Source organism: Georgenia sp. 311, from assembly GCF_006151955.1.
Taxonomy (GTDB): Bacteria; Actinomycetota; Actinomycetes; order Actinomycetales; family Actinomycetaceae; genus Oceanitalea; species Oceanitalea wutianyii.
In genome coordinates, this window is the sequence record NZ_VDFS01000017.1 from 141,219 (window position 1) to 165,094 (window position 23,876).

Sequence of the window (23,876 nt, forward strand, 5' to 3'; positions counted from 1 at the left end):
TGGCTCCTGGAGGTGGGACTGGTCCCGCACGGCCCGGACGAGTGCGGCAGTGGCGGCACGCCGCCCGCCGGCGCCTGTACCGGGGCGGGCGCGCGGGACCGTTCGCCGCCGCCCTCAACCGGTTGTCCGCCGTCCAGTTCGCGGCCGGGGTGCTCTCACCGAGCCAGGCGATGACGATGGAGGTGCGCGGACGGCGGACCGGGCGCGTCATCTCCTTCCCGGTGGCCGTCGCCGACCTCGACGGCGAGCGGTACGTCGTCTCGATGCTCGGCGAGGGCGTGAGCTGGGTGCACAACCTGCGCGCCGACAACCGGGCGGTACTGCGCCGCCGGGGCTCGGAGCTCGTGCGCCTGGAGGAGGTGCCGACCGACCGGCGGGCGCCGGTCCTGCGCCGCTACCTGGCGATCGCGCCGGGGGCGCGGGCGCACGTGCGGGTCGACCGGTCGGCGCCGCTCACGGAGTTCGCGCGGGTCGCCGGCGACTACCCGGTGTTCCGGGTGAGTCACGTGCGCTCGCTACGGCGCTGACCCGGCGCAGGCGCGCGGGCCGTGGGCCGCGTGCGAACCGGCCGGCGTCGAGCTGGCCGGCGAGGAGCGCGGTGAGCGCGAGCGCGAACCCGGCGAGCTGCCCGGCGGCGAGCGTCTCCCCGAGCACGAGCGCCCCGATGGCGGCGGCGACGAGCGGGGAGAGCAGCCCGAGCATGGCGGTGGCGGTGACGGGCAGCCGGCGGATGCCGCGGAACCACAGGGCGTAGGCGAGGAACCCGCCGACGGTGCCGAGCCACACGTAGCCGGCGACGGCGCCGCCGTCGATCCCGGGCGGCACCCCCTCGGCGAGGGCGACGAGCGGGAGGAGGACGAGCCCGCCCGCGGCGAGCTGCCACCCCGCGTAGGCGAGCGGGCCGACGCCGGGCGGCGCGCCCCACCGCTTGGTGAGCGTGACACCCAGCGCCATCGAGCCGGCACCCGCGAGCCCGGCGAGGACGCCGGCGCCGTCGAGCCGCGCCGTCGGCTCCAGGACGACGAGCCCGATCCCGACGACGCCGACCACGCTCCATGCCGAGCGCCACCGGGAGGGCCGCTCGCGCAGCACGACGACGGCGAGCCCGGCGACGACGAGCGGCTGGACGGCGCCGAGCGTGGCGGCGACCCCGCCGGGGAGGCGCTCGGCGGCGACGAAGAGCAGCGGGAAGAACGCGCCCATGTTCAGCGCCCCGAGGACGGGCGCCTTCCACCACCACTCACCCGCCGGGAGCCGTCGGGTGAGCAGGACGAGGAGCAGCCCGCCGGGCAGCGAGCGCATGAGCGCGGCGAAGAGCGGGTGGTCGGGCGGGAGGAGCTCGGTGGTCACCACGTAGGTGGTGCCCCAGGCCATCGGCGCGAGGGCGGTGACGGCGACGAGGAGCGGGGCAAGGGCGCGGGCCGGTGCCGGGCCGAGGGTGCTGGGCGGTGCCATGTGTCCCAGCCTCGGCCCGCACCGATCAATCCGTCCAACACCTGGTTGCGATCAGAACTATCGCCCGCGACGATAGCCGGGTGGAGCTACGCCAGCTGCGTTACGCCGTCGCCGTCGCGGAGACGAGGAACTTCACCCGCGCTGCGGCGCAGTGCTTCGTCGCCCAGTCCGCGCTGAGCCAGCAGGTGCGCACCCTGGAGCGCGAGCTGGGGGTGGCGCTGTTCGCGCGGACGAGCCGGCGGGTGGAGCTGACCCCGGCCGGGGAGGCGTTCCTGCCGGCGGCGCGGGAGTGCCTGGAGGCGGCCGAGCGGGCGGCGGTGGAGGCGGCGGCCGCCGTCGGGCAGGTGCGTGGGCGGCTCGCGGTGGGGATCACGCCGACCGTCGTCGCGCTCGACATCCCCGCCGTCCTCCAGCGTTTCCGGGAGCGGCACGGCGCGGTGCAGGTGAGCCTGCAGGTGGGCTCGAGCGACACGATGGCGGCGCAGGTGGCTGCGGGCACGCTCGACGTCGCGGTGCTCGGGCTGCGGGAGGGGCTGCAGCCGCGCGGGGTGGAGTCCCGCGAGCTGGACCGGCAGCGGCTGGTGGCCGTCCTGCCTCCCTCGCACGCGCTCGCGGCGCGCGAGGAGGTGGCACTGGGCGACCTGGCCGGGGAGACGTTCGCGGACTTCCCGCGCACGTCGCCGGGGCGGGCGCAGAGCGACCACGCGTTCGCGACGGCGGGGCTCGAGCGGGAGGTCGCCTACGAGGTGACGTCCGCGGAGCTCATGCTCAGCCTCGTCGCGCAGGGACTGGCGGTCGCGCTGCTCGCCGAGGCGATCGCCGTGCGTAACCCGGCGGTGCGGACGGTGCGGGTGACCGACGGCCCGGTGCGGGTGGAGCACCTGGCCTGGAGCGGGTTCAACCCCTCCCCCGCCACGCGCGCGTTCCTCGCGATGCTGGAGGACGCGCCATCGGAGTGAGGGCTGCGCGGGTTCAGCCCTGCTTAGCGGCGGCCTTCATCGCGCGCTTGGTCTCGCGCACCTGGAGCAGGGAGTCCTCGTCGGTGACGTCGGCGATCGACCGGCGCGCCCCGTCCTCGCCGTACGCGCCGGCGGCCTCGCGCCAGCCGGGAGCCTGGAGCCCGCACTGCTTGCCGAGGAGCGCGAGGAAGATCCTGGCCTTCTGCTCGCCGAACCCGGGCAGCTTCTTGAGGCGGCGCAGGATCTCGGCGCCGTCGGGGTCGCCGTCGGTCCACAGGCGGGCGACGTCGCCGTCGTAGTCCTCGACGACGGCGGCGCTGAGCGCGACGATCCGCTTGGCCATGGAGCCGGGGTAGCGGTGCACGGCGGGGGTCTGGCGCATGGCCTCGGTGAGCTCGTCGGGGTCCATCGCGGCGAGCCGGGCGGCGTCGAAGCCGCCGAGGCGCTGCTGGAGCTTGTACGGCCCGGCGAAGGCGGTCTCCATGGCGACCTGCTGGTCGAGCAGCATCCCGATGATGAGCGCGAGCGGGTCGGTGGACAGGAGGTGGTCGGCGTCGGCGTCGCCCGTGAAGTGCAGCTCGTGGTCCATGGCCCGATCCTCCCACCGTTGCCGCCACCGGCCCATCCCGATGTCAGTGGTCGCTGGGACGATGGGAGCACAAGGCAGGCAGGGCTACTCGCAGGGAGGTGAGGGTCGTGGTCGCAGCACCGGTGGTCGAGGAGTCGGCGGTGGAGCGTGCCTTCGCCTCGCTCGTCGAGTACCTCGACTTCGACGGCGTCCGCCTGGTCCGGGCGTCCGCGTCCCGTGCCACCTCCCCCGAGAGCGACGACGACGCCGCCCCTCTCGCGCGTCCGGCTGTCGCCGCAGCGCCGCTCGCCCGGTCGACGGTGAGGGCACGGGTCCGGGAGTCTTCCGCCGCCTGCACCCCCGCCGTCGAGCGGCCGGCCGTATCCCGGACGAGCACGCCGGGTCCCCAGTCCCGCGGGGCCACCTCTCTCGGCGCTGCCGTGCGACCGGCCGCCTGCGACCCGGTGGCAGACCTCGAGGCGATGCTCGCCGCGGCGGCGTCGCTCAGCGGCACGCCGTGGCACGAGGTCGGTGGCCGGCGCGTGCACGAGGCACTGGACCTGCTGGAGCAGCTGGACCGGCGACTCACCGGGCTGCGGGCGGGCGTGGTCGCCACGATCGAGGCGGAGGGCCTGTGGGCGCTGGACGGGCAGCGCACCGTCCAGGCGTGGCTGCGGGAGCGGACCGACACGACCGCAGGGGCGGCGTCGCGGCAGGTGCGTCACGCGCGGGCGCTGCGTGACCACCTCCCGCTCACCCGGAAGGCGCTGGAGGCGGGCGAGGTGAGCGGTGAGCACGTGACGGTGCTCGTGCGCGAGGCGCTGCACACCGACCGGCTGCGCGCCCAGCTCGGCGAGGAGCATGTGGGCGAGGCGTTCCTCGTCGAGCAGGCGAAGGCGCTGGACGCCGCCGCGTTCACCAGGCTGGTCAAGCACTGGGCGGTCTCGGCGGACCCGGAGTCCGCCGACCGCGCGTGGCGCGAGGCGGGCACGAAGGAGCAGCTCACCCTGTCCCGCACACTCGACGGCTACCACCTGGCGGGGTGGCTGGACGAGGTCTCGGGGCAGCTCGTGGACACGGCGCTGCGGTCCCACCTGGGCAGGAAGTCGAAGGACGACGATCGCACCCCGGCCCAGCGCCGCGCCGCCGCGCTCACCTCGCTGGCCCGCCAGTCGCTGGACGCCGGCCTGCAGGGGGCACACTCCCGCATTCGTCCGCACCTCACGGTGACCACCTCGCTGGAGACGCTGCGGGCGCTGGCGGCCGCGAGCGGCTCGCCGGTGCCGCCGCGCCGCTCGGACGGCACCCCGCATGAGGCGGGCACGGACTTCGGCTTCTGGTCCGACACCGCGCTCACCGCGCCTGGTGGTCCGCGGGACCCGGGCCGCGGTGAGGACCTGTTCGAGCTGTCGGAGGAGGCGCGCCGTTGGATGGAGACGTGGCAGCCGGGCGACGAGCACGTCATCTCCACGACGATCGACCCGCGGGTGATGACGGGCGTCGAGCCCGCCACCCTGGAGGACGGCACCCCGGTCCCGCCGGCGCTGCTGGCCCGCCTGGCGTGCGAGTCGGGGCTGTCGCGGGTGGTGTTCGGCCCGAACTCGACGGTGTTGGACGTCGGCCGCGAGCAGCGGATCTTCCCGGCGCACATGACCCGGGCGATCATCGCCCGCGACGGCCACTGCCAGTACCCGGGTTGCCACGAACCACCGGGCTTCGGCGAGATCCACCACTCGCTGCAGTGGTACCGCGACCACGGCCCCACGAGCGTGGAAACCGGCATCCTCCTGTGCTGGCACCACCACGACTGGGTCCACTCCCAGAACATCACCATCGTCCGCTCCGGCGGCCAGTGGCACTTCTACCGCCGAAACGGCTGGCGCATGGGCGCGGAGTCCGGGGAGGACGACCCGCCCTCCGAGTCAAGGGGACAGGCCTGTCTACCTGAGGCGTCAAGCTCCTGAGCGAGGTTCGCCGTGGCGGTCGCAGGGATCTCCGCCGACACTCCGATCCCGGTCAGCCGGGTCTGCTGCACGGATAGGTGACAGGTTGGGCCGCACTGCCTGAGTGGCTGGCGCGGCTCAGACCCCGGCCTCATCGCCGTGGACCCCGCCGACGTGGACGCCCTACTCGCCCCCGTGGGCGGTGATGAGCGGTGACCGAGCAGCAGCGCAGCGGGATCGCTAACGTCCTCGCTAGCGCCGCACAGTACGAACGCGAGCTCATCGGCGTCCCCACCCGGGAGGGCATGGCGCAGCGGAAGGCTGAGGGAGTCATCCTTGGCAGGCCGCGCACCATGAGCGACGAGACCGTCGCCCGCATTCGAGCCGGCCGGGAGGCTTGCCTCTCCCTGCGGAAGATCGCTGATGCACTCACCGCTGAGGGCGTGCCGACGACGCAGGGCGGGGCAGCGCTGGTACGCCTCGACGGTACGGGCGGTGCTCGCGCAGCAGAGCTGCACTCCCGAACGACACAAGTCTGTCGGAACCCACGCGTACCCTTCCAGTAAACGGACGGCGGGCCGCCTAATAGGTGGCCCCTGGGCGAAGGGATCGACGTGGGACTGCTGGACCTGTTCAGGAAGCCGAAGCAAAGCACCGCTGCTCCAGCGCCGAAGGCACCACCCAAGCGAGAATCCCGTGCGCAATTCGACATCGACCCGTCACGGCGGGTGCACGTCATTCAGGACCCGGAAATGGAAGACCTCGAAGTCGAAGGCGAATCGTATCGCCGCGAGGCGTTCAAGACCCTGTTCCTGCGGGCGGGGCGGGCAAGCGGCGGCGTAATCTCGCGGACCGCCCTTCTCGTACCCGAACCGAAGAACCAGTACGACCGGAACGCGGTCGCCATCATCGTTGATGACCTCCACGTCGGCTACCTCGCCCGCGAGTACGCGCAGGCCTTGTCCCGCCCCACCCGAGAGTCGATTGCAGAGGGCATTCAGCCCGCTGTCCCGGCCCGAATCTGGGCGGTGCCGGACGGCGGCACCTGGCGTGCCCGCGTCACGCTCGAGTTCACCGGAGCGTCCGGTGAGGACCGCGACTTCGCCCGTGAGGAAGCGGAGAACCGTGAGCGCATCGCTCTCCAGGATCGCGCCCGGGACGTGAGCATGGTCCGCAGCAAGCCCTTCACCTGGTGGCGGGGCGACGTGAACAACCTCAAGCGCGCGGAAAAGTACGAGCAGGCACTGAAGCTCCTGCACGAGTGCATCGAGGCTGCCGAGAAGGAGGCGGGCGTCATGGGCGGGCCGCCCCAGCAGTGGCCGACCGAGCAGGCCGCAATTGTTTACCGGAAGGTCAAGGATGCATCCGGTGAGGTGGCAGTCATTCGCCGCTACGAGGAAGCCTGCCCACCTGGCGAGTTCCCCGACAAGATCGCCGAGCGGCTGCATAAGGCTGAGCGGCTTCTCAACCGAGAGCAGCCCACTGCCGGCTCGATCAGCGAATGACGCCCCCGGCACGGAGGCGCAGGGTCGGCGATCAGTCCGAAGACGCCTGGCGTGAGCGTCTCGAGGAGTGTGTCGCAGCCGTGCGTGCATGGGAGCAGCGCATGGGCGATCCCGACCCAGTGGAGCTCGGGAGCTCGCTCGCCGCTGACGACGCCCTGGAGTCGGGCTACCTGCTAAGCACGGTCGCCTGGTACGGCATCACGACGGCTATGGACCACCTCTTGCTCGCAGCCGACGACCTCACGAACGCAGACGCTCCGCTGCGCCCGTCCGCGTTCTTCACGGTCACGCGCGCCGCGCTCTTAGGGGCGTCACAGTCGGTCTGGGTACTCACCGGGAACCGAACGGAACGGCTCAACCGTGCCCGCAGCGTCATGGCTGACGAGCGAAAGCTCCACGCGACATTCCTCAGTGACTACACGAAGGACCCGGTGATCGCCAAGGACGTATCCGCCGACTTCTTGACGCTGATCGAGGCAACTGTAGAGCGGCTCGATGAGGACAAGAAGCGGCTCCTGAAGGCGCGGGCGGACGGCGGCTACAAGGGCACCTTCGAGTCCACGGCAATGATGAGGGCGGCGGCTCAGCACTTGGCTGGCCGGGACGACTGGCAACGTCGGGCGCTGGCCTACGAATGGCGGATGAGCAGCGCGGCAGCGCACGCGCGAATGTGGCCGTTCCACGTTCGGCCGACGGACAGCACCCCCTTGCCGGGCGGCGGCGGCGAAATCAGGCGGCTCTCGTCATCGCTGCAGGAAGTCGTGCAGTCGTTCGGTGCTGCCGTGCTGATGCTGAACGAGGCATGGCGACTGTGGGATCTCCGGCGCACAGCACCCTTGAAGCGGCAGACGGAGGGGCAGATGCCACTCATACGGCGCTGTCGGCCCGCCCACCCCACCCAATCGAGCACTACAACGAAACGTTAACTATCGAGGTACGGAGCATCATGACGAACTTTTGGTGGGTCAACCAAGGTGTGACCTACAAGGAGGAGCGGAGCGAAGGCATCCTTTGGGCCCCAATGCGGACTGCGGATAGCAAAGGAACACGCGCCTTCTGGGACAGCCTGGACAAAGTTGAGATCGGCGATGTAGTCATTCACTATGCCGGCCAGGCCGTGAAAGCGGTAAGTTCCGTTTCATCGCTCGCCGTGCCGACCCGCCGACCATCTAGCCTGCCCAGCGATATGTGGGAGCAAGATGGTCGCCTTGTGAGGGTTGCATACGCTGACGTCGCCCCACCGATCCATCGTGAGCAAATCCCGACAGATTGGCGAATCAACGAGCCACCGAGCGGACCCTTCCAGGTGAATGCCGGCGTCAAGCTGGGCTACCTCTTTCCGTTGTCAGAAGCGTTCTTCGACGCTTTCAGCGCCCGCTTCGGTGCCCGCTTCTCGCTACGAGCCGCAGCAGTGCCATCATTGCCCGCCGAGGCGCTTGTCGGAGCTGCAGACTTGCTGCGTCGACTTATTGGCGTCCCACTGACCACGCTGACAGGTCGCACGAACATTATTCTGGGCGTCACTAACGGTAATGCAATTGTCCAGACGGACAAATCGCTCAACGGTTCCTCCGTCCCCGTGTCCGACGTGCAGCATGCACTCGAGAAACTCGCTACCGATGGGGCCGTCACGATCCACCCTGATGATGTCGGCTATCGCAGCGCCTTCATTGGAGCCGTACTTTCAACACTGCCCGGGGCTGCGTGGGCAGGCTCTCCGCCGGTACTTCGGATTGCTGAGCCCACTCCAGGTGACGCTGCCTCTGGCCAGCCGTCTAGCGAGGAGGGCCGCGACAATCTCACCTTCCAAGGTGATCTTTCCATTGCCGTGACAGGCGTAGCGCGAGGCGAACAGGCGAAGCTTCGTCGACGGCTCTTCGGCAGCGCCACCGTTGCTAGCTGCGCCTTGTGCGGCGAGCGCTACCCGGTGAGGTTCCTTTGGGCAGCACACATAAAAAGACGAGCTGTGTGCTCAGACCCCGAGCGGAGAGATATCGCGAACGTGGCCATGCCAGCGTGCGTCTTCGGCTGTGACGCACTTTTCGAATCGGGTTACGTAACAGTGGACACGTCGGGTCGCCTGCGCACGGCACAAGTTGCTGAGACAGCAGCCATCAACACGCGCCTGTCCGAGCTCGAAGGTCGTCCTTGCTCCTCTTACACCGCCGCGAGTGCTTCGTACTTCGAATGGCATCGCGAAAACATGTGGGTGGGCATGAGTTCAACACAGGAGCTCACTGCGGTTGCCCAAGCTTAATAAGCCGCCGCCCCACCCCTAAACCAGCACGAGGAGTGATTCCGCAGATGCCTAATGACTTCAACACCTTCTATGGGGAACTGAGGATGCTCACAATGCGACTTAGGCGTGCACAGCGCGATGAGTCAATGACCCCCACTCAGATTCGGGATCTCGAGAAGAAGGCGAACGCGCTAATCGACGGCTACTCCGGGGATTGGCTGCACTACGCTGACGCCAGCTATGACGCGTGCACAAGCACGGAATCGGCATTCATGCGCGAGCACAACAGGGCGATGGTCGGGCTGATGGCACTTGAAGCTCGACGACCAGGCGAGCAATCTATTACACGTGATGAGCTCGTCCGCCGACTTCGCGATCTCAAAGAGACTTTCATCCGGCTTGACCGCACGATCCCTACACGGGTACAGACCTACATGGGCTCTTATGCTGCCAACCTGGCCTACATCGAAGAGGAGTTGGCCGGGCTCGCACCCGCAGCGGCCGAGGGCCGGGCTGAGAATTCTGGCTGCTACCTCGCCACCGCAGTGTATGGCTCGTACGACTGCGAACCGCTCTGGACCCTGCGCCGCTACCGGGACGAGGGGCTTGCGAAAACCGCTGCCGGCAGGGCGTTCATCCATTGCTACTACGCCACAAGCCCTGCCTTTGTCCGCACTCTTGGCCGCGTCCATGCCGTCCAGGCACCGATAAGGGCGCTACTCAATATTTGGGTCAGTCGCCTTGAGGCCCGGGGTTATGCGAGCCAGCCCTACGCCGACCCGGACAGCACAGCTGCTTAGCACCCGGGCGCTGCCTTCAATGTCGGGGACAGGGCGCGAGATCGGCCACGCTCGCAATCCCGAAAACGGACCCGGTCAGGCCAGTTTGGTCGTATCGTCGTGAGCCGTGACGGAGAACATCGAACGGTCATCCCCTCCCCGACGAGACACCCGCATTGCCTCGGTTGTCTGGGCTACAATCTTCGTCGCTCTGTCGCTGGGCATGATCTGGGCGCTCTACGGCAGCTCACTCAGCAAGCTCACGTTCGCAGGTTTCACTCCCATGGCGTGCGCCGTGATGTACGCACGGAAGACCTTCGAAGCAGCTGACGGCGAACGGTCGTTGTACCGATCACGAAGGGAACATGCTGAACAAGCCGCCAGGCAATCAAGCTTGTGGATTGCAGGCGCGACTATCTCCACGCTATTTATCGGGTGGTTCGCAGGAGTGGCAGCAATGGAGAAGCTAGTGTTTTGAACCTGGCGAAGACTAGCCCAAGCCCGCCGGCCGCTCCGACCGGGACGCACAGCGGCTCGCGGTGCGGCTCGGCGAGGACGTTCCTTAGGCAGCCAGTTGTACTCGGCCATCAGGTTGGTGACACTCGGGTGATCGGGGGCTGGCCGGCGAGTGCGGTGTGGCGGCGTTCAGTGTTGTAGGTGTGCAGCCATGGGGCAAGGGCGTCGCGGCGGTGCTGGTTGCTGGTGAAGGCGTGGCGATAGGCCCACTCGGTTTGCAGGGTGCGGTTGAAGCGTTCGACCTTGCCGTTCTGCCAGGGGCAGTGGGGGTCGGATGAACTTCTGCACCGCCCCAGTTGGGCGACCGCGTCGGTGAAGGCGCGCCCGTGGCGGTAGGCAAAGACGTCAAGTTCTTCGACTGTGGGCGCACCACCGCCAAGATTGGCAAGGTTCACGTACGCGAGCGCTCGCACGATGTAGTCAGGGATAGGATTGTCTACCAGCATGCATTCACGCATGGCATCTGTGCCTGCGTTGAAGCGTGGAGCCTCGAGGTGCGCGCGAATCAAAGCGAGTTGCTGCTTAGACGCTCAATGTCGGTGCCCTGAATTACAGCACCGCCGGAGCAGAGCGTCCGTCGCAGTACCCCTAGCCCGTAATGACCGGGATCATCGCCCTCCCGCCCAGGTGTTCCCACCGTTTGGCTTCCGCCTGAGCGATAGGGAGGCAGCGTGATGGATACGTACGACGAGGGCGGACAGCGAGTGATCGCACTCAGCGTCGAGGGGGAGGTGATCCGCGACGACGAGCACTGGGAGGGTGTCGTCAAGGACTGGGAGGAGGAGGGAGTCGACCCGGACCTGGTGGAACTCGCCCGCCCTCTGCTCGAAGGGTCGGCGGCTCAGCAGAAGGCCGCTCGCCGGGTCCTGAGCGCAGCGCGGGGCAACCACCGGACCGACGACGAGCCGGTCGGCAAGATCAACGTGCTGCTGGCTGAGGCTGGTCTGGCGGATTCGGCCACGGACCTCAGCGGCCTCTACGACCTGGCGACCGGCGAGACGGTCACCATAGCCGAGGACCAGCAGGACGCGGTACTGGACGCGTGGGGCCAGCAGCACCCAGACCAGCAGCGGCAGGGAGAGCGCTATTGGCCGGGGGGCACTGGTAGGAGCGAGAAACGCGGCGAGCGCCCTGGTCGGCTTCGGCTGATCAGGGCATCGCTGCGCCCAAAGGGGTTATGCGAAGTATCCGTAGTAATTACGATTCTTCCGTGCAATCGACATCGAGGAGAGCGGCTGTGGGCATGTTGAAGGGCGTCCGGAAGATGGGTAGTGGCGCGTCGAAGTTCGGCAGGGATTGGCGGGTCACCAGCCGCTCTGCCGGAGGGCTCGACCTGTCGGTGCTGATCGACATCCGCGAGATGTTGGAGGAGATCGACGACAGGCAGCGCCAGATCCTCGCCGAACTTCAACGACGCGACACGCCTGCTGGCTGACGGGCTGTCGCCCGACCAGGCGGGCAGCGTCTACCCGGCTACCGTCTGACCAGGCAGTTTGCGACAACCGGTGCGTGGTGCTTGGATATTACCTAGAGGCCCGGATCGGCGAGAAGAACCCCTGGGTTCTGGACTTTGAGTCCTAGCCGATGCCGGGTCTTTGTGCACCTAGGCGGCAAGTCCGATGTTCTGCTTCGGGCCGTAATGAAAGACTCGTCCAGGTGCGAAGAGGTCGTAGGCCGAGGCAACTTGCCCAGCAAGGTAGGTATCGACCCAATATGGGTCGCTTCTCTCGAACTTTCGCATGACTGCCCAGAGTGCATAGTCGACAGCCTGCAGGCAGAAGTCGGATTGAGTCTGGCGGACCCTCACCTGGCAGTCGAGGTCGACCGGCGTGCATTGGTCGACCACGCTCTCGACAGCGGTGTTCATCGCCTTCTTCATCTTGCGGTTCTGCCCGATTGCCGCCGTGACGACCCGCAACTCAGAGGCCGGGGGGAACAGCCGCTTCCAGGTGGCGAGAAACCTCAGGTGGTAGAACCACGCGTACTGGTAGAAGCGGTCGTCGGTTCTGTATAGGCGCGGCTGCGCCTTGGCCTTCTCCAAGATCGTCACGTCGACGCGGAAGTCGTAGCTGCTCAGGACCTTGAACACTTCGTTGCGAACTTCGTTGGGGTCCTCAGACGCGTGGAAGGAGTCGATCTGGTGCGTGCCGCGCTCCGCGAGGTTCTCGCGCAGCCGGAACAGGTCGGCGTTGAGCGCCTCGACCTGCTGGGGGTCGTCCATGCAGAGGGTGCCGACAGCGAAGTACCGGCTGGCACCCTTGTACTGCTGGTGGTCGCGGAAGTCGAAGTTGCCACTCTCGTCCGCGAACAGATACCTACGCACCGTCAGTTGTCCTGCCTTCGCCGCCGAACTACACGATTGGGATTACCACCAGGGTACTGACGGTGACGGACGCGCCAAGTCTGCGCTGTGGACACAGCGGTGCACGGGCGGTGCAGGGAACCCCCGAGCCGGTGGAAAACCTGGGGACAGGGCTGTGGAAGACGCTCACGGCCACCGCGAAACCCCTGGTCAGAGCGTCCACAGGCTGTGGACCACAGATAGTCGGCAGAATTGTGTAAGGAGAGTTGTCAAACACCATCGTCAACGCCCCGGCAAAGCCTGTGGACAAGCCGCCGAGCGACCCATTTTGCCCGATGATCACTCAAGCTTGACCTACGCCAGACCTGCGTGCTTGGCTGGGACAAGGCACACCGTCATCGATGACCACTCCCGCATCGCCTACGCCGAGATCTGCTGCGACGAGAAGGCCGCCGCTGCCATCGGGGTGCTCCAACGGGCGGTGTCCTGGTTCGCCGACCGCGGCGTGGCCGTGGAGCGGGTTCTGTCGGACAACGGCTCGGCCTACCGCTCCCTGGCCTGACGTCAGGCCTGCGCCGAGCTTGCCATCACCCCGAAATGGACCCGGCCCTACCGGCCCCAGACCAACGGCAAGACCGAACGCTTCCACCGCACCCTTGCCGACGGCTGGGCGTACGCCCACTTCTACGCCTCCACCGAGCAGCGCAACGCCGACCTACCCGCCTGGCTCCACTTCCACAATCACCACCGACCCCGCTCCGCCATCGGAGGGCACCCACCAGTCACCCGACTCAACAACCTCCCTGGACATCACACCTGGTCCAGCTCGCACGCCTCACCGGGCGGCGCCGCGGTGAGCTGCCAGGTCAGCTCGGCCGTCCCCGGTCGGCCGTCCGCGTCCTCGTAGGTGAGCACCGGTGCGACGGGCGGAGGCTGGTTCGCTGCGTCGATGCGCAGCACCAGGACGAGCAGCGCCGCCCGGTCCGGTCCGACCTGGTGGTGGATCTCCGTCGGGGCGAGCTGGTCTCCCCAGACCGCTCCCCCGGGCCACTCCACCGGGAGGACCGACCACTCGAGCAGGTCGACGCCGGGCAGGTCCAGGTCAACGCGGCGGATGTCGACCGGACCGTCCGACACGTTGGTCAGGTGCTCATGTCCGATGGTCGCGAGCCCTGCGTCGTCCACCGACGCACAGAGCACCCCGCTGCCGTCGGTGAGCCTCAGGGCGTCCGACGTCCGCGAGCTCTCCGCGTAGACCGCCGCCAGACCGACGGCGCACGCCACCGACGCGATGCGCACACGGCGGTTTCGGAACATCGGCGGCACCACGTCTCTGGGGCTCTGACTCTCGCGACGCCGTCAGGATAGGGGCCGCATGCTGCATCGGTCCGCGGTTCGGACCCGGGACGTCGCGCGTCGTCAGCGACCCAACCACCTCACTCCTCGCCGTCGAACACCCCGCCGTCGAGCAGCCAGTGGTACCGCAGCCGCAGCCCCCGCTCGGTGCTCGCCACCACCGCCGCCACCGAGAGCGCAATGTTCCACCCGGCCGGCAGGTGGATCGGGGAGACGAAGGACCCGAAGCGCTCGGCCACCGGCGGGAACTGCGTGATCTCCTGGGCGATCTGCGGCGTCCCGAGGACGAGCGCGACGAGCAGCACGAGCATGGACACGCCCCCGATGAGGCGGCTCAGCCCGGGCCGGGTGCGGTCGAGCTGCTCGCGCCACCCCTCGGCTGAGCCAGGGTCCGGGGCGAGCTGGTGCTCGCGTCCGTCGTAGCCGACGAAGTGGGCGCGCCGCAGCCCGAAGGCGCTCGCCGCCACCTGGATGACGCCGCCCGGCACCGGGAACACGGCCGGCAGCAGCGAGACGGCCTGGTGCACGCCATCCCGGTACAGCCGCGCGCGGACCTCGCCGTCGTCGGAGTCGCCCCCGAGCCGCACGTCGACCGACCAGGTGGAGGCCCGCCCGTCGTCCTCGGTCAGCGGGATGTGCAGGAGCGCGCGGGAGAACGGCTGCCACCACCGGTAGCGCGGGAGCGGGTGCCCGTCGCCCGGTCCGATCCGGCGGTTCCTGCGGCTCTCGGGGTCGCGGTGCACCCGGCCACCGTAACGGCCGGGCCCGGCGCGGGTCAGGCGTTCGCCACCACCTCGAGCACCGCCTCCCCGTACCGCTCGAGCTTCGCCGCGCCCACCCCGGAGATCCCGCTGAGCTCCGAGCGGTTCACCGGCCGGGACTGCGCGATCGCCGCGAGCGTCGCGTCGGGGAAGACGACGTACGCCGGCACACCCTGCTCCTTCGCCGTCGCCGCCCGCCAGGAGCGCAGCCGCTGGAACAGCTCCTGCTGCGGCTCGTCGAGCTCGGCCGCCGCGCCCTTGACGCGGGGGCCGCGGGAGGAGCGCACCCGCTCCGGCTCACGCCGCAGCAGCACCTGCCGCTCCCCGCGCAGCACCTCGGCCGCCGCGGGCGTCACGCCGAGCACCCCGTACTCCCCGCGCACCTCGAGCAGCCCCTGGGCCAGCAGCTGGCGCACCACCCCGCGCCACTCCGCCTCCCCCAGCTCGGTGCCGATCCCGAACGTCGACAGGTCCCGGTGCCCGAAGCGCACCATCCGCTCGGTCTCCTTGCCGAGCAGGATGTCCACCAGGTGCCCGGCGCCGTACCGCTGCCCGCGCTCACGCTCCAGCCGCACGATCGTCGACATGAGCTTCTGCGCCGCCACCGTGCCGTCGTAGGACTGCGGCGGGTTGAGGCACGTGTCGCAGTTCCCGCACGGCCCGGACTCCTCCCCGAAGTACCGCAGCAGCTGCTGACGGCGGCACTGGACCGTCTCGCACAGCGCGAGCATCGCGTCCAGGTGGAGGGACTGCGCGCGCTTGCGGGTCGCGTCGCCCTCGCCGTCCTCGATCATCCGCCGCTGCTGGACGACGTCCTGCAGCCCGTAGGCGAGCCACGCCGTCGACGGCAGCCCGTCACGCCCCGCGCGCCCCGTCTCCTGGTAGTAGCCCTCGATGCTCTTCGGCAGGTCGAGGTGCGCGACGAACCGCACGTCCGGCTTGTCGATCCCCATCCCGAACGCGATCGTCGCCACCATGACGACGCCGTCCTCACGCAGGAAGCGCGCCTGGTTGCGCGAGCGCACCTGCGCCGGGAGCCCCGCGTGGTACGGCAGCGCCGTCACGCCCTGGGCGGCCAGCCACTCCGCCGTCTTCTCCACCGACGCGCGGCTCAGGCAGTAGACGATGCCCGCCTCGCCGTCGTGCTCGTCCTTGATGAGCCGCAGCAGCTGCTTGCGGGCCTCCTGCTTGGGCGCGATCCGGTACTGGATGTTCGGCCGGTCGAAGCTCGAGACGAACACGCGCGCGCCCTCGAGCCGCAGGTTGCGCACGATCTCCTCGCGCGTCTGCGCCGTCGCCGTCGCGGTGAGCGCGATGCGCGGCACGTCGGGCCAGCGCTCGTGGAGGAGCGTGAGCCCGAGGTAGTCGGGCCGGAAGTCGTGCCCCCACTGCGACACGCAGTGCGCCTCGTCGATCGCGAACAGCGCGATGCGCGCGCGGTCGAGCAGGCCGGTGGCCACCGGCAGCCGCTCGGGCGCGAGGTAGAGCAGGTCGATCTCACCCGCGAGCAGCCGCTGCTCGACCTCGCGCCGCTCCTCCACCGTCTGCGTCGAGTTGAGGAACGCCGCGCGCACCCCCAGCTGCTCCAGCGCGTCGACCTGGTCGTGCATGAGCGCGATGAGCGGGCTGATGACCACGCCCGTCCCCTCCCGCACGAGCGCCGGGATCTGGTAGCACAGGCTCTTGCCGCCGCCGGTCGGCATGAGGACGAGCGCGTCGTCCCCGCGCGTCACCGTCTCGATGATCTCGGCCTGCTCACCGCGGAACGCGTCGTAGCCCCAGACCTTCGTCAGCGCCTCGAGCGGGGAGGACGACGACGCCGCGGCCGCCCGCGCCGCCGTCAGCGGTGCCGCCGTGGCCGAGTCGGTCGCGAAGGCCGCGACCGTCTCGGGCTCGTGGACGTCCCACTCGGGGTCCGGCGGCAGCTCGTACCAGTCGGGCTCCGGCCCGCTCCACGTCTCACCCACCCCGCCAGGGTAGGCGGTCGGTCCGACGCCGGGGGACGCCCGCGCGCCCGGTCCGCACAGGTGACGACGTTCCTCCCCCGGGTGTCGCCGCCCCGCGGCCGGGCGTACCGTGCCGCGTGCCCGCGCCCACCCGGCCACTGACGGTACGGGCCCGAGAGCACGGGCGACTCTGGGGAGGAGAGTGATGAGAGTGACCAGGACCAGTGGTGGTCGGATCAGGCTCGTGGGAGCGGCCCTGGCGGTGGTCCTCGCAGGCGGCACGGGTGCCGCCGTGCAGGGCTGGAGCGGCGCCGAGGTGGCGCGCGAGCGCGGCGGGCACGAACGCGGGCAGGGGCACGGCCACGGCCGCGACGAGGGCAGGGCGAAGAACGTCATCTTCATCGTCGGCGACGGGATGGGCATGGCGCACCGCGAGCTCATCCGGCTGACGACGGTCGGGCGCGAGGGCGAGCTCGTGATGAACCAGCTGCGCTACCAGGGCTGGGCGCAGACCGACCCGGCCGACCCCGAGGAGGTCGTCACCGACTCGGCTGCCGGCGCGACGGCGTTCTCCACGGGCGTGCGCTCCTACAACGGCGCGATCGCCGTCGACCTCGAGGGCAACCCGGTACGCACGCTCCTGGAGCGCGCCGAGCGCGCCGGGAAGTCCACCGGTCTGGTGACGACGTCGCAGGTCACCGACGCGACACCGGCCGCGTTCGGCTCCCACGTCGCGGACCGCGGCAACCAGAGCGAGATCGCCCGCCAGTTCATCGAGGAGAGCGAGGTCGAGGTCATCCTCGGCGGCGGTGAGGACTGGTGGTACCCCGCCGGCACCGAGGGGCAGTGGCCCGACAACCCGGCGAGCGACCCGAGCGAGCAGAGCAAGGGCACGGCCGGCAACCTCGTCGAGCGGGCGCAGAGCCTGGGCTACAGGTACGTGAGCACCGCCGAGGAGCTCGCCGCCGCACCGAACCGCGGCCGCCTGCTCGGCCTGTTCGCCAACGAGGAGATGTTCGAGCACGTCGGCCCCGCCGCCCCGCTCTACGAGCCGTCGGTGCCGCTGACGGACATGGCGTCCAAGGCGCTGGACGTCCTCTCCCGCGACCGGGACGGCTTCTTCCTCGTCATCGAGGAGGAGGGCATCGACGAGATGGCCCACCACGGCCACGGGCAGGAGATGGTCGAGGCCGGCCGCGCGCTGGACGAGACGGTCGCCCTGGCCCGCGAGTTCGCGAGCCGCAACCGCGACACGCTCATCGTCGTCGCCGGTGACCACGAGACCGGTGGCCTGGCCATCGAGAACCCGGACGAGAACGACGAGTCGGGTGAGGGCGAGCAGGCCGAGGAGGGGCCCTTCACCCTTGCCGGCACCGACCTCACGTTCTACGTCGACTGGACCACCGGCGGCCACACCGGGGGCGCCACCCCGGCGAGCGCCGAGGGCCCGGGCGCGTCGGCCATGGTCGGGGTGCGGGACAACACCGACATCCACGACCTCGTGCTGGACGCCATGCGGCTCGGCCGCCGCAGCTGAGACGGCCGCAGCCGGGACGAACGAGCCCGCCCGCCCCGCCGTCGTCGGCGGGGCGGGCGGGCTCGTGACCGGTCGGGTCAGACGCTCACCCCGCCGAGCACCTCCTGGACCTCCTCCGCGGTGGTCGCGGCGCGCAGGCGGGCGGTCTGCTCCTCGTCGAGGAACACCTCCGCGACCCGCTGCAGCACCTCGAGGTGGTCATCCCCCGCCCCGGCGATGCCGATGACGAACTCGGTCTCCTTGCCCCCGCCCCAGTCCAGCCGCTGCGGGTAGCGCACGACAGAGATCGCGGTGCGGGTGATGAGGCCCTTGGCCTCGTTGGTGCCGTGCGGGATGGCGAGCAGGTTGCCCATGTGGGTGGACACCGAGCGCTCCCGCTCGTGCATCGCCTCGACGTACTCCGGCGGCACCGCGCCGCTCGCCACGAGCAGCTCACCGGCCTCGGTGATCGCCTCCTCACGCGTCCGGGCGCGGCCGGACAGGACGATCGCCTCCTTGGCGAGCAGGTTCCCCGACGGCGCGGGCCGGTCCTGCGACCCGGGCTGCGCGTCGGCGGGCACCGTGGGGCTCGGCGCCGGCTCGGCGCCGTCCTGCGTCACGAGGTCGACGATCTCGTCGTAGCGCGGGCTGGCCATGAAGTCGTCGACAGAGACGTGGACGGCGGAGGGGGTGCGCTGGCGCGCCCGCTCGGCGAGGTCACGGTGGGTGACGACGAGGTCGGCGTCGTCGGTGAGGCTGGAGATCGCCTTGTTGACGACCGTGACGTCCTCGCGCCCGGCCGCCTTGATCCTGCGCCGCAGGACGGAGGCGCCCATCGCCGAGGAGCCCATGCCGGCGTCGCAGGCGAAGACGATCGAGCGGATCGGGCGGGTGGCCGTCGCGGTGGCCGCGCCGCCGCCGGTGAGCGTGCCCGCGACGCTGGACCGCTTGCCCTTCATCGTCTCCATGCTCGCCGTCGCGCCGGCGAGGTCGCCGTCCTCGTCCTTGCCCAGGCGCAGCAGGGCCGCCGCGACGAGGAAGGTGACGAGGGCGGAGAGCACCACCGACAGGATGACCCCGAGCAGGCTGGAGACCGGCGCCTGGATGATGACCGCGATGATCGAGCCGGGCGCGGCCGGGGCGCGCAGCCCGGAGTCGAAGACGAGGTTGGTCGCCACGCCCGTCATGCCTCCGGCGATGAGCGCGAGGATGAGGCGCGGCTTCATGAGCACGTAGGGGAAGTAGATCTCGTGGATGCCGCCGACGAACTGGATGAGCGCGGCGCCGGGGGCCGAGGCCCTGGCAACCCCGGTGCCGAAGACCGCGAACGCGAGGAGCAGCCCCAGGCCGGGGCCGGGGTTGGCCTCGATGAGGAAGAGGATCGACTTGCCGGTGGCGTCGGCCTGCGCGGTGCCCAGCGGGGTGAAGATCCCGTGGTTGATCGCGTTGTTGAGGAAGAGCACCTTCGCGGGCTCGACGAAGATGGAGGTGAGCGGGAGCAGGCTGTTCTCGACGAGGAAGTCGACGACGTCGCCCGCCACCCGGGAGAACGCCGCGACGAACGGCCCCGCGACGACGAAGCCGAGGATCGCGAGGAGCATGCCCCAGATGCCGGCGGAGAAGTTGTTGACGAGCATCTCGAAGCCGGGCCGGATCCGGTCGGCCCACAGCGCGTCGAGCTTCTTCATCGACCAGCCGCCCAGCGGGCCCATGACCATCGCGCCGAGGAACATCGGCACGTCCGCGCCGGTGATGGCGCCCATGGTCGCGATCGCGCCGACGACGCCGCCGCGCAGGTTGTCGTCGTACATCATCCGGCCGCCGGTGTACCCGATGAGGATCGGCAGCAGGTAGGTGATCATCGGGCCGACGATGCCGGTCCCGTCCGCGCCGGCGCCCCAGCCGCCGAGGTGCTCGACGAACCCGTAGCCGCCCTCGTAGCCGAAGGCCTTGCCGATGAGGACGATCCAGCCGACCTCGATGAACAGCGCGGTGATGAGGCCCCAGGCGATGAAGGCCGCGATGTTGGGCAGCACCATGTTGGACAGGGCGGTGCCAAGCTTCTGGACGGCGACTCTCACGCCGCCTCGTTCCCGACCTCGTGCCGGGTGCACATCTGTGGGTGCGGACATCTCTCCTCCTCGAGCCGGTGATGCACCTCACGCATCGGGGCCAGTTAACACCCATCCGGACTCAATGCCAAGTATTCCCACTTGATCCCACACCCGGTTGTGTGGCTATCATGAGGGGCGCGGTGGCCGGAGCGGTCACCGGCCGATCGCTTGGGAGGACCGATGAAGGCTCTGCGTTTCTACGCACCCGAGGATGTCCGTCTGGAGGACCAGCCGGAGCCCACGCCCGGCCCGGACGAGGTCAAGATCCGGGTCCGCAGCTGCTCCACCTGCGGCACCGACGTCAAGATCTTCAACAACGGCCACCAGAACCTCAGCCCGCCGCGCACCATCGGCCACGAGATCGCCGGCGAGGTCGTCGAGGTGGGCGCCGACGTCGCGGCCCGCTTCGGCACCGACTGGCAGGTGGGCGACCGCGTCCAGGTCATCGCCGCCGTCCCCTGCGGGGAGTGCCACGAGTGCCGCAAGGGCTGGATGGCCGTGTGCGAGAACCAGACCTCGATGGGCTACCAGTACGAGGGCGGCTTCGCGGAGTACATGATCGTCCCCGCCCAGGTGCTCAAGGTCGACGGCCTCAACCGGATCCCGGAGAACGTCGGCTTCGCCGAGGCCTCCGCCGCCGAGCCGCTCGCCTGCGCCATCAACGCCCAGGAGCTCCTCGGCATCGAGGAGGGCGACGTCGTCGTCGTCTTCGGCGCCGGCCCGATCGGCTGCATGCACATCCGCCTCGCCCGCGGCGTCCACAAGGCCGGGAAGATCATCCTCGTCGACGTCAACGCCGAGCGCCTGGCCATGTCCGCCGCCGCCGCCCACCCCGACGAGACGATCGACGCCTCCCAGGTGGACGTCGTCGAGCGCGTCCGCGAGCTCACCGGCGGGCGCGGCGCCGACGTCGTCATCACCGCGACGGCCGCGAAGGTCGCCCAGACCCAGGCGGTCGCGATGGCCGCGCGCAACGGGCGCATCTCCTTCTTCGGCGGGCTGCCGAAGAACGACCCGGTCATCGAGCTGGACTCCAACGTCGTCCACTACCGCCAGCTCCACATCCACGGCGCCAACGGCTCCGCCCCGGAGCACAACCGCCGCGCGCTGGAGTACATCTCCACCGGCCAGGTCCCGGTCTCCGACCTCATCACCCACCGCATCCCGCTCGAGGACGTCATGTCCGCGTTCGAGCTCGTCCGCAGCGGCACCGCGATCAAGGTCACCGTCGAGCCCTGAGACCAGCGCATAGCATCGGGACGCCGGAACCGGAGGGGAGGCACCGTGTACGCGGAGGAGCGCCAGCAGTCGATCGCGCGGCTCGTCGTCGACCGCGGCCGGGTCGGGGTCACCGACCTGGCCGAGCAGTTCGCGGTGACGACCGAGACGGTCCGTCGCGACCTCAGCGCCCTCGAGCGGCTCGGGCTGCTGCGCCGGGTGCACGGCGGCGCTGTCCCGGCGGCCGTCCTCACCGCCACGGAGAGCCACCTCGACGAGCGTGACGTCACCCGCGCGCGCGAGAAGGACCGCATCGCCGCCGCGGCCGCCCGCTTCCTGCCCGACGACGGCGGCACCCTCGCCGTCGACGCCGGCAGCACGACGGCGCGGCTCGTCGGGCTCATCCCGCCCGGACGGCGGCTCACCGCGTTCACCCACGGGGTGCCGATCGCGGCCCGGCTCGCCCCGATGCCCGGTATCGACCTCCACCTCCTGCCCGGCCGGGTGCGGGCCACGACCCAGGCCGCCGTCGGCTCGCTCACGACGCAGGTGCTCGAGCGGGTGCGGGTCGACGTGGCGTTCCTCGGCACGAACGGCGTCACCGAGGAGCACGGCTTCTCCACCCCGGACTCCGAGGAGGCGGCGGTCAAGCGCGCGCTCGTCGGGGCCGCGCGCCGCGTCGTCGTCCTCGCGGACGCGACGAAGATCGGCCGGGACACGACGGTGAGCTTCGCCGACCTCGCCGACGTCGACGTCCTCGTCACCGACGCCGAGCCGAGCGGGGCGATGATGCGGGCGCTGACGGCGCACGCGGTGGAGGTCGTCCTCGCATGATCCTCACCCTCACCGCCAACCCGAGCAGCGACCGCACCGTCACGCTCGCCGGGCCGCTGAAGCGCGGCGCCGTCCTGCGCGCCGCGTCGACGACCGCCCAGGCCGGGGGCAAGGGCGTGAACATCTCCCGCGCGGCGGTGGCCGCCGGCCTGCCGACCGTCGCGGTCCTGCCGGCCGCGCCGCATGACCCGTTCGTCGCCGAGCTGCGTGCGGCGGGCATCGACTGCCGGCCGCTCGAGCCGGCCGGGCCGGTGCGCGTCAACCTCACGATCTCCGAGCCGGACGGCACGACGACGAAGGTCAACGACCCCGGCGCCGCCGTCGAGCGGCGCCACCTCGACCTGCTCGCCGACGCCGTCGTCGCGCTCGCCGCGGAGGCGACGTGGGTGGTGCTCGCCGGGTCGTTACCGCCCGGGGCACCGGCCGGCTGGTACGCCGAGCTCGTCCGGCGGCTGCGCACCACCCGCGCCCGCGTCGCCGTCGACACGAGCGAGGCCCCGCTCGCCGCGCTCGCCGCGGCCCTGCCCGCCGCGGCGCCCGACCTCATGAAGCCGAACGGCGAGGAGCTCGCCACCCTCACCGGGGGCGACCCGGTGGTGCTGGAGAGCGACCCGGCCGCCGCCGCGACCGCCGCCCGGGCGCTCGTCGACCGCGGGGTCGGCGCGGTGCTCGTCACCCTCGGCAGCGCGGGCGGCGTGCTCGTCACCGCCGACGGCGCCTGGCACGCGCCTGCCCCGCCGACCGCCGTCGTCAGCACGGTCGGCGCCGGCGACTCCAGCCTCTTCGGCTACCTCCTCGCCACCGAGCGCGGGCTCCCGCCGGCAGAGCGGCTGGCCCTCGCGGTCGCCTACGGCAGCGCTGCCGCCGGCCTGCCGGGCACGACCATCCCCCGCCCCACCGACGTCGACCCCCGCCCCGTCCACGCCACCCCCCTCACGCCCAGCCCGACCCCCTGACGCGAGGCGGCGCCGGGCGCGGGCCGCCGCCCCCGCCAGCCGCGGCGCACGCCACCCCCTCCCGCCGAGGCCGCACCTTGCCGTCAGCGGTCGCACGAGATGTCAGCGGGACGCTGATCGAGATGTGCGACCTCGGCGCGGCGGGCCCGGGCCGGGCGCGCGCGGCGGGCGCAGGCACGGCCCGGCCCGCGCGCGGCGTCAGCCCTGCTGCGGCTGGGTGAGGCTCGCGGCGATGCGGCGCTGGACGGTGAGGTCGTGGAGGGGGGCGCCGCCCGCGTCGTCGTCCACCGCGTCGGCCGCGCCGGCCGGGTCGAGCAGCCGGCGCACGCCCGTGCGGAGCAGCCGCTGGTCCATCGCCGCGCTGCCGCCGAGGAGGAGGATGCCCGAGCCCTGGTCGAGCGCGGCGACGAGCGCGCCGAGCTCCTCGACGGAGACCGGGTCCTCCTCGCTCCGGTACTGACGGGCGACGGCGGTGTACGCCTCGGTGAGCCGCTGCATGCGCTGGGCCATCTGGTCGGCGAGCGCCTCGTCGCGGGCGGCGACGGCGATGAACTCGAGGGTCGCGAGCGCGAAGCCCGCCATCGCTGCGGTGACCTCCTCGTGGGTGAGGTCGCCGGCGATCTCGGGCGGCGGCTGCTCGTCCACCCGGTCGAACGGGTTCCACGTGTCGGAGAAGGCGACGTCCATGTTCGCGTCCATGACGGCGAGGAAGAGGCCGGCCTTGCCGTCGAAGTTCGAGTAGACGGCGCCCTTGGAGAACCCGGCGCGACGGGCGATGTTCTCGAGGTTGGCGCCGTGGTAGCCGTCGGTGGCGAACGCCTCGCGCGCGGCGAAGACGAGCGCCTCGCGCGTCTGGCGCTGGCGGTCGCGGCGGGAGATCGGGTCGGGCAGGTCCGTCATCACCCCGAT

The 23,876-nt window shown here is 70.6% G+C and carries 22 protein-coding genes and 2 pseudogenes; 15 read left to right on the forward strand and 9 right to left on the reverse strand.

Going from position 1 to position 23,876, the window contains the following annotated elements; genetic code table 11:
* Window positions 1–41: 41 nt before the first annotated feature.
* Window positions 42–527: a nitroreductase/quinone reductase family protein gene (locus FHE66_RS02705; protein ID WP_255303583.1), complete on the forward strand. Its 486-nt coding sequence runs from the start codon at window positions 42–44 to the stop codon at window positions 525–527.
* Here FHE66_RS02705 and FHE66_RS02710 read toward each other — a convergent pair.
* Window positions 454–1,455, reverse strand: a complete 1,002-nt coding sequence (locus tag FHE66_RS02710) for an EamA family transporter (protein ID WP_139071451.1) — start codon at window positions 1,453–1,455, stop codon at window positions 454–456. The two genes, FHE66_RS02705 and FHE66_RS02710, sit on opposite strands and share 74 nt — an antisense overlap.
* 80 nt (window positions 1,456–1,535) lie before the next feature.
* Here FHE66_RS02710 and FHE66_RS02715 point away from each other — a divergent pair, with 80 nt between their 5' ends.
* Window positions 1,536–2,414, forward strand: a complete 879-nt coding sequence (locus FHE66_RS02715; protein WP_139071452.1) for a LysR family transcriptional regulator — start codon at window positions 1,536–1,538, stop codon at window positions 2,412–2,414.
* Between the two features lie 13 nt (window positions 2,415–2,427).
* Here FHE66_RS02715 and FHE66_RS02720 read toward each other — a convergent pair whose 3' ends face one another.
* A complete protein-coding gene (locus FHE66_RS02720; protein WP_139071453.1) occupies window positions 2,428–3,003 on the reverse strand; it encodes an HhH-GPD-type base excision DNA repair protein in 576 nt (191 codons plus the stop codon).
* 107 nt (window positions 3,004–3,110) lie between these two features.
* On the opposite strand from FHE66_RS02720, the gene FHE66_RS02725 reads away from it, so the two are divergent.
* The 6 genes from FHE66_RS02725 (at window position 3,111) to FHE66_RS02750 (ending at window position 9,926) form a co-directional block, all read left to right on the forward strand.
* Window positions 3,111–4,946 (forward strand): HNH endonuclease signature motif containing protein, encoded by a 1,836-nt coding sequence (locus FHE66_RS02725; RefSeq protein ID WP_139071454.1) that lies wholly within the window; start codon window positions 3,111–3,113, stop codon window positions 4,944–4,946.
* Between the two features lie 593 nt (window positions 4,947–5,539).
* Window positions 5,540–6,430 (forward strand): HIRAN domain-containing protein, encoded by an 891-nt coding sequence (locus FHE66_RS02730; protein ID WP_139071455.1) that lies wholly within the window; start codon window positions 5,540–5,542, stop codon window positions 6,428–6,430.
* 101 nt (window positions 6,431–6,531) lie between these two features.
* Window positions 6,532–7,356 carry a hypothetical protein gene (locus FHE66_RS02735; RefSeq protein ID WP_139071456.1) on the forward strand — a complete coding sequence of 275 codons (825 nt, stop codon included), beginning with the start codon at window positions 6,532–6,534 and terminating at the stop codon, window positions 7,354–7,356.
* Between the two features lie 20 nt (window positions 7,357–7,376).
* Window positions 7,377–8,687: a hypothetical protein gene (locus tag FHE66_RS02740; RefSeq protein ID WP_139071457.1), complete on the forward strand. Its 1,311-nt coding sequence runs from the start codon at window positions 7,377–7,379 to the stop codon at window positions 8,685–8,687.
* Window positions 8,688–8,734: 47 nt separating this feature from the next.
* A complete protein-coding gene (locus FHE66_RS02745) occupies window positions 8,735–9,469 on the forward strand; it encodes a CFI-box-CTERM domain-containing protein (protein ID WP_139071458.1) in 735 nt (244 codons plus the stop codon).
* Between the two features lie 106 nt (window positions 9,470–9,575).
* A complete protein-coding gene (locus FHE66_RS02750) occupies window positions 9,576–9,926 on the forward strand; it encodes a hypothetical protein (protein WP_139071459.1) in 351 nt (116 codons plus the stop codon).
* A gap of 109 nt (window positions 9,927–10,035) precedes the next feature.
* On the opposite strand, the pseudogene FHE66_RS02755 reads toward FHE66_RS02750, so the two are convergent.
* Window positions 10,036–10,233, reverse strand: a pseudogene (locus FHE66_RS02755) (integrase core domain-containing protein); the annotation flags it as partial.
* A gap of 405 nt (window positions 10,234–10,638) precedes the next feature.
* On the opposite strand from FHE66_RS02755, the gene FHE66_RS02760 reads away from it, so the two are divergent.
* The gene (locus FHE66_RS02760; RefSeq protein ID WP_139071460.1) at window positions 10,639–11,214 is read left to right on the forward strand and encodes a hypothetical protein; all 576 of its coding nucleotides are present in this window, start codon (window positions 10,639–10,641) and stop codon (window positions 11,212–11,214) included.
* Window positions 11,202–11,399 (forward strand): hypothetical protein, encoded by a 198-nt coding sequence (locus FHE66_RS02765; RefSeq protein ID WP_139071461.1) that lies wholly within the window; start codon window positions 11,202–11,204, stop codon window positions 11,397–11,399. The genes FHE66_RS02760 and FHE66_RS02765 overlap by 13 nt, the downstream gene beginning before the upstream one ends.
* A 168-nt stretch (window positions 11,400–11,567) precedes the next feature.
* Here the strand turns inward: FHE66_RS02765 and FHE66_RS02770 are convergent, their stop codons facing one another.
* A complete protein-coding gene (locus tag FHE66_RS02770; RefSeq protein ID WP_176554616.1) occupies window positions 11,568–12,287 on the reverse strand; it encodes a DUF3800 domain-containing protein in 720 nt (239 codons plus the stop codon).
* A 367-nt stretch (window positions 12,288–12,654) separates the two neighbouring features.
* On the opposite strand from FHE66_RS02770, the pseudogene FHE66_RS02775 reads away from it, so the two are divergent.
* Window positions 12,655–13,080 (forward strand): annotated as a pseudogene (locus FHE66_RS02775) (integrase core domain-containing protein); the annotation flags it as partial.
* Here the strand turns inward: FHE66_RS02775 and FHE66_RS02780 are convergent.
* The 3 genes from FHE66_RS02780 to recQ all read right to left on the reverse strand — a co-directional run bounded on the left by FHE66_RS02780 (window position 13,077) and on the right by recQ (window position 16,227).
* Window positions 13,077–13,583, reverse strand: a complete 507-nt coding sequence (locus tag FHE66_RS02780; protein WP_139071463.1) for a hypothetical protein — start codon at window positions 13,581–13,583, stop codon at window positions 13,077–13,079. The pseudogene FHE66_RS02775 and the gene FHE66_RS02780 sit on opposite strands and share 4 nt — an antisense overlap.
* Window positions 13,584–13,702: 119 nt before the next feature.
* The gene (locus tag FHE66_RS02785) at window positions 13,703–14,365 is read right to left on the reverse strand and encodes a hypothetical protein (protein WP_139071464.1); all 663 of its coding nucleotides are present in this window, start codon (window positions 14,363–14,365) and stop codon (window positions 13,703–13,705) included.
* Window positions 14,366–14,397: 32 nt separating this feature from the next.
* Entirely contained in the window at window positions 14,398–16,227 is a 1,830-nt protein-coding gene (gene recQ, locus FHE66_RS02790) for a DNA helicase RecQ (protein ID WP_139071494.1), read from the reverse strand.
* A gap of 307 nt (window positions 16,228–16,534) precedes the next feature.
* Between recQ and FHE66_RS02795 the strand changes: the two genes are divergently transcribed.
* On the forward strand, window positions 16,535–17,866 hold the full coding sequence (locus FHE66_RS02795) for an alkaline phosphatase (protein ID WP_139071465.1): 1,332 nt from the start codon (window positions 16,535–16,537) through the stop codon (window positions 17,864–17,866).
* Window positions 17,867–17,943: 77 nt separating this feature from the next.
* On the opposite strand, the gene FHE66_RS02800 is transcribed toward FHE66_RS02795, so the two are convergent.
* Entirely contained in the window at window positions 17,944–19,884 is a 1,941-nt protein-coding gene (locus FHE66_RS02800; protein ID WP_230976632.1) for a PTS mannitol transporter subunit IICBA, read from the reverse strand.
* A gap of 255 nt (window positions 19,885–20,139) precedes the next feature.
* On the opposite strand from FHE66_RS02800, the gene FHE66_RS02805 reads away from it, so the two are divergent.
* Genes FHE66_RS02805 through FHE66_RS02815 form a run of 3 tightly spaced genes read left to right on the forward strand, consistent with a single transcriptional unit; the run spans window position 20,140 to window position 22,967 of the window.
* Window positions 20,140–21,198 carry a zinc-dependent dehydrogenase gene (locus FHE66_RS02805; RefSeq protein WP_139071467.1) on the forward strand — a complete coding sequence of 353 codons (1,059 nt, stop codon included), beginning with the start codon at window positions 20,140–20,142 and terminating at the stop codon, window positions 21,196–21,198.
* A 45-nt stretch (window positions 21,199–21,243) separates the two neighbouring features.
* A complete protein-coding gene (locus FHE66_RS02810; protein ID WP_139071468.1) occupies window positions 21,244–22,011 on the forward strand; it encodes a DeoR/GlpR family DNA-binding transcription regulator in 768 nt (255 codons plus the stop codon).
* Window positions 22,008–22,967: a 1-phosphofructokinase family hexose kinase gene (locus tag FHE66_RS02815; protein ID WP_139071469.1), complete on the forward strand. Its 960-nt coding sequence runs from the start codon at window positions 22,008–22,010 to the stop codon at window positions 22,965–22,967. Before FHE66_RS02810 ends, FHE66_RS02815 begins: the two co-directional genes overlap by 4 nt.
* A 198-nt stretch (window positions 22,968–23,165) precedes the next feature.
* Here the strand turns inward: FHE66_RS02815 and FHE66_RS02820 are convergent, their stop codons facing one another.
* Complete coding sequence (locus FHE66_RS02820; RefSeq protein ID WP_139071470.1) at window positions 23,166–23,867, reverse strand: TetR/AcrR family transcriptional regulator; 702 nt, start codon at window positions 23,865–23,867, stop codon at window positions 23,166–23,168.
* Window positions 23,868–23,876 lie beyond the last annotated feature (9 nt).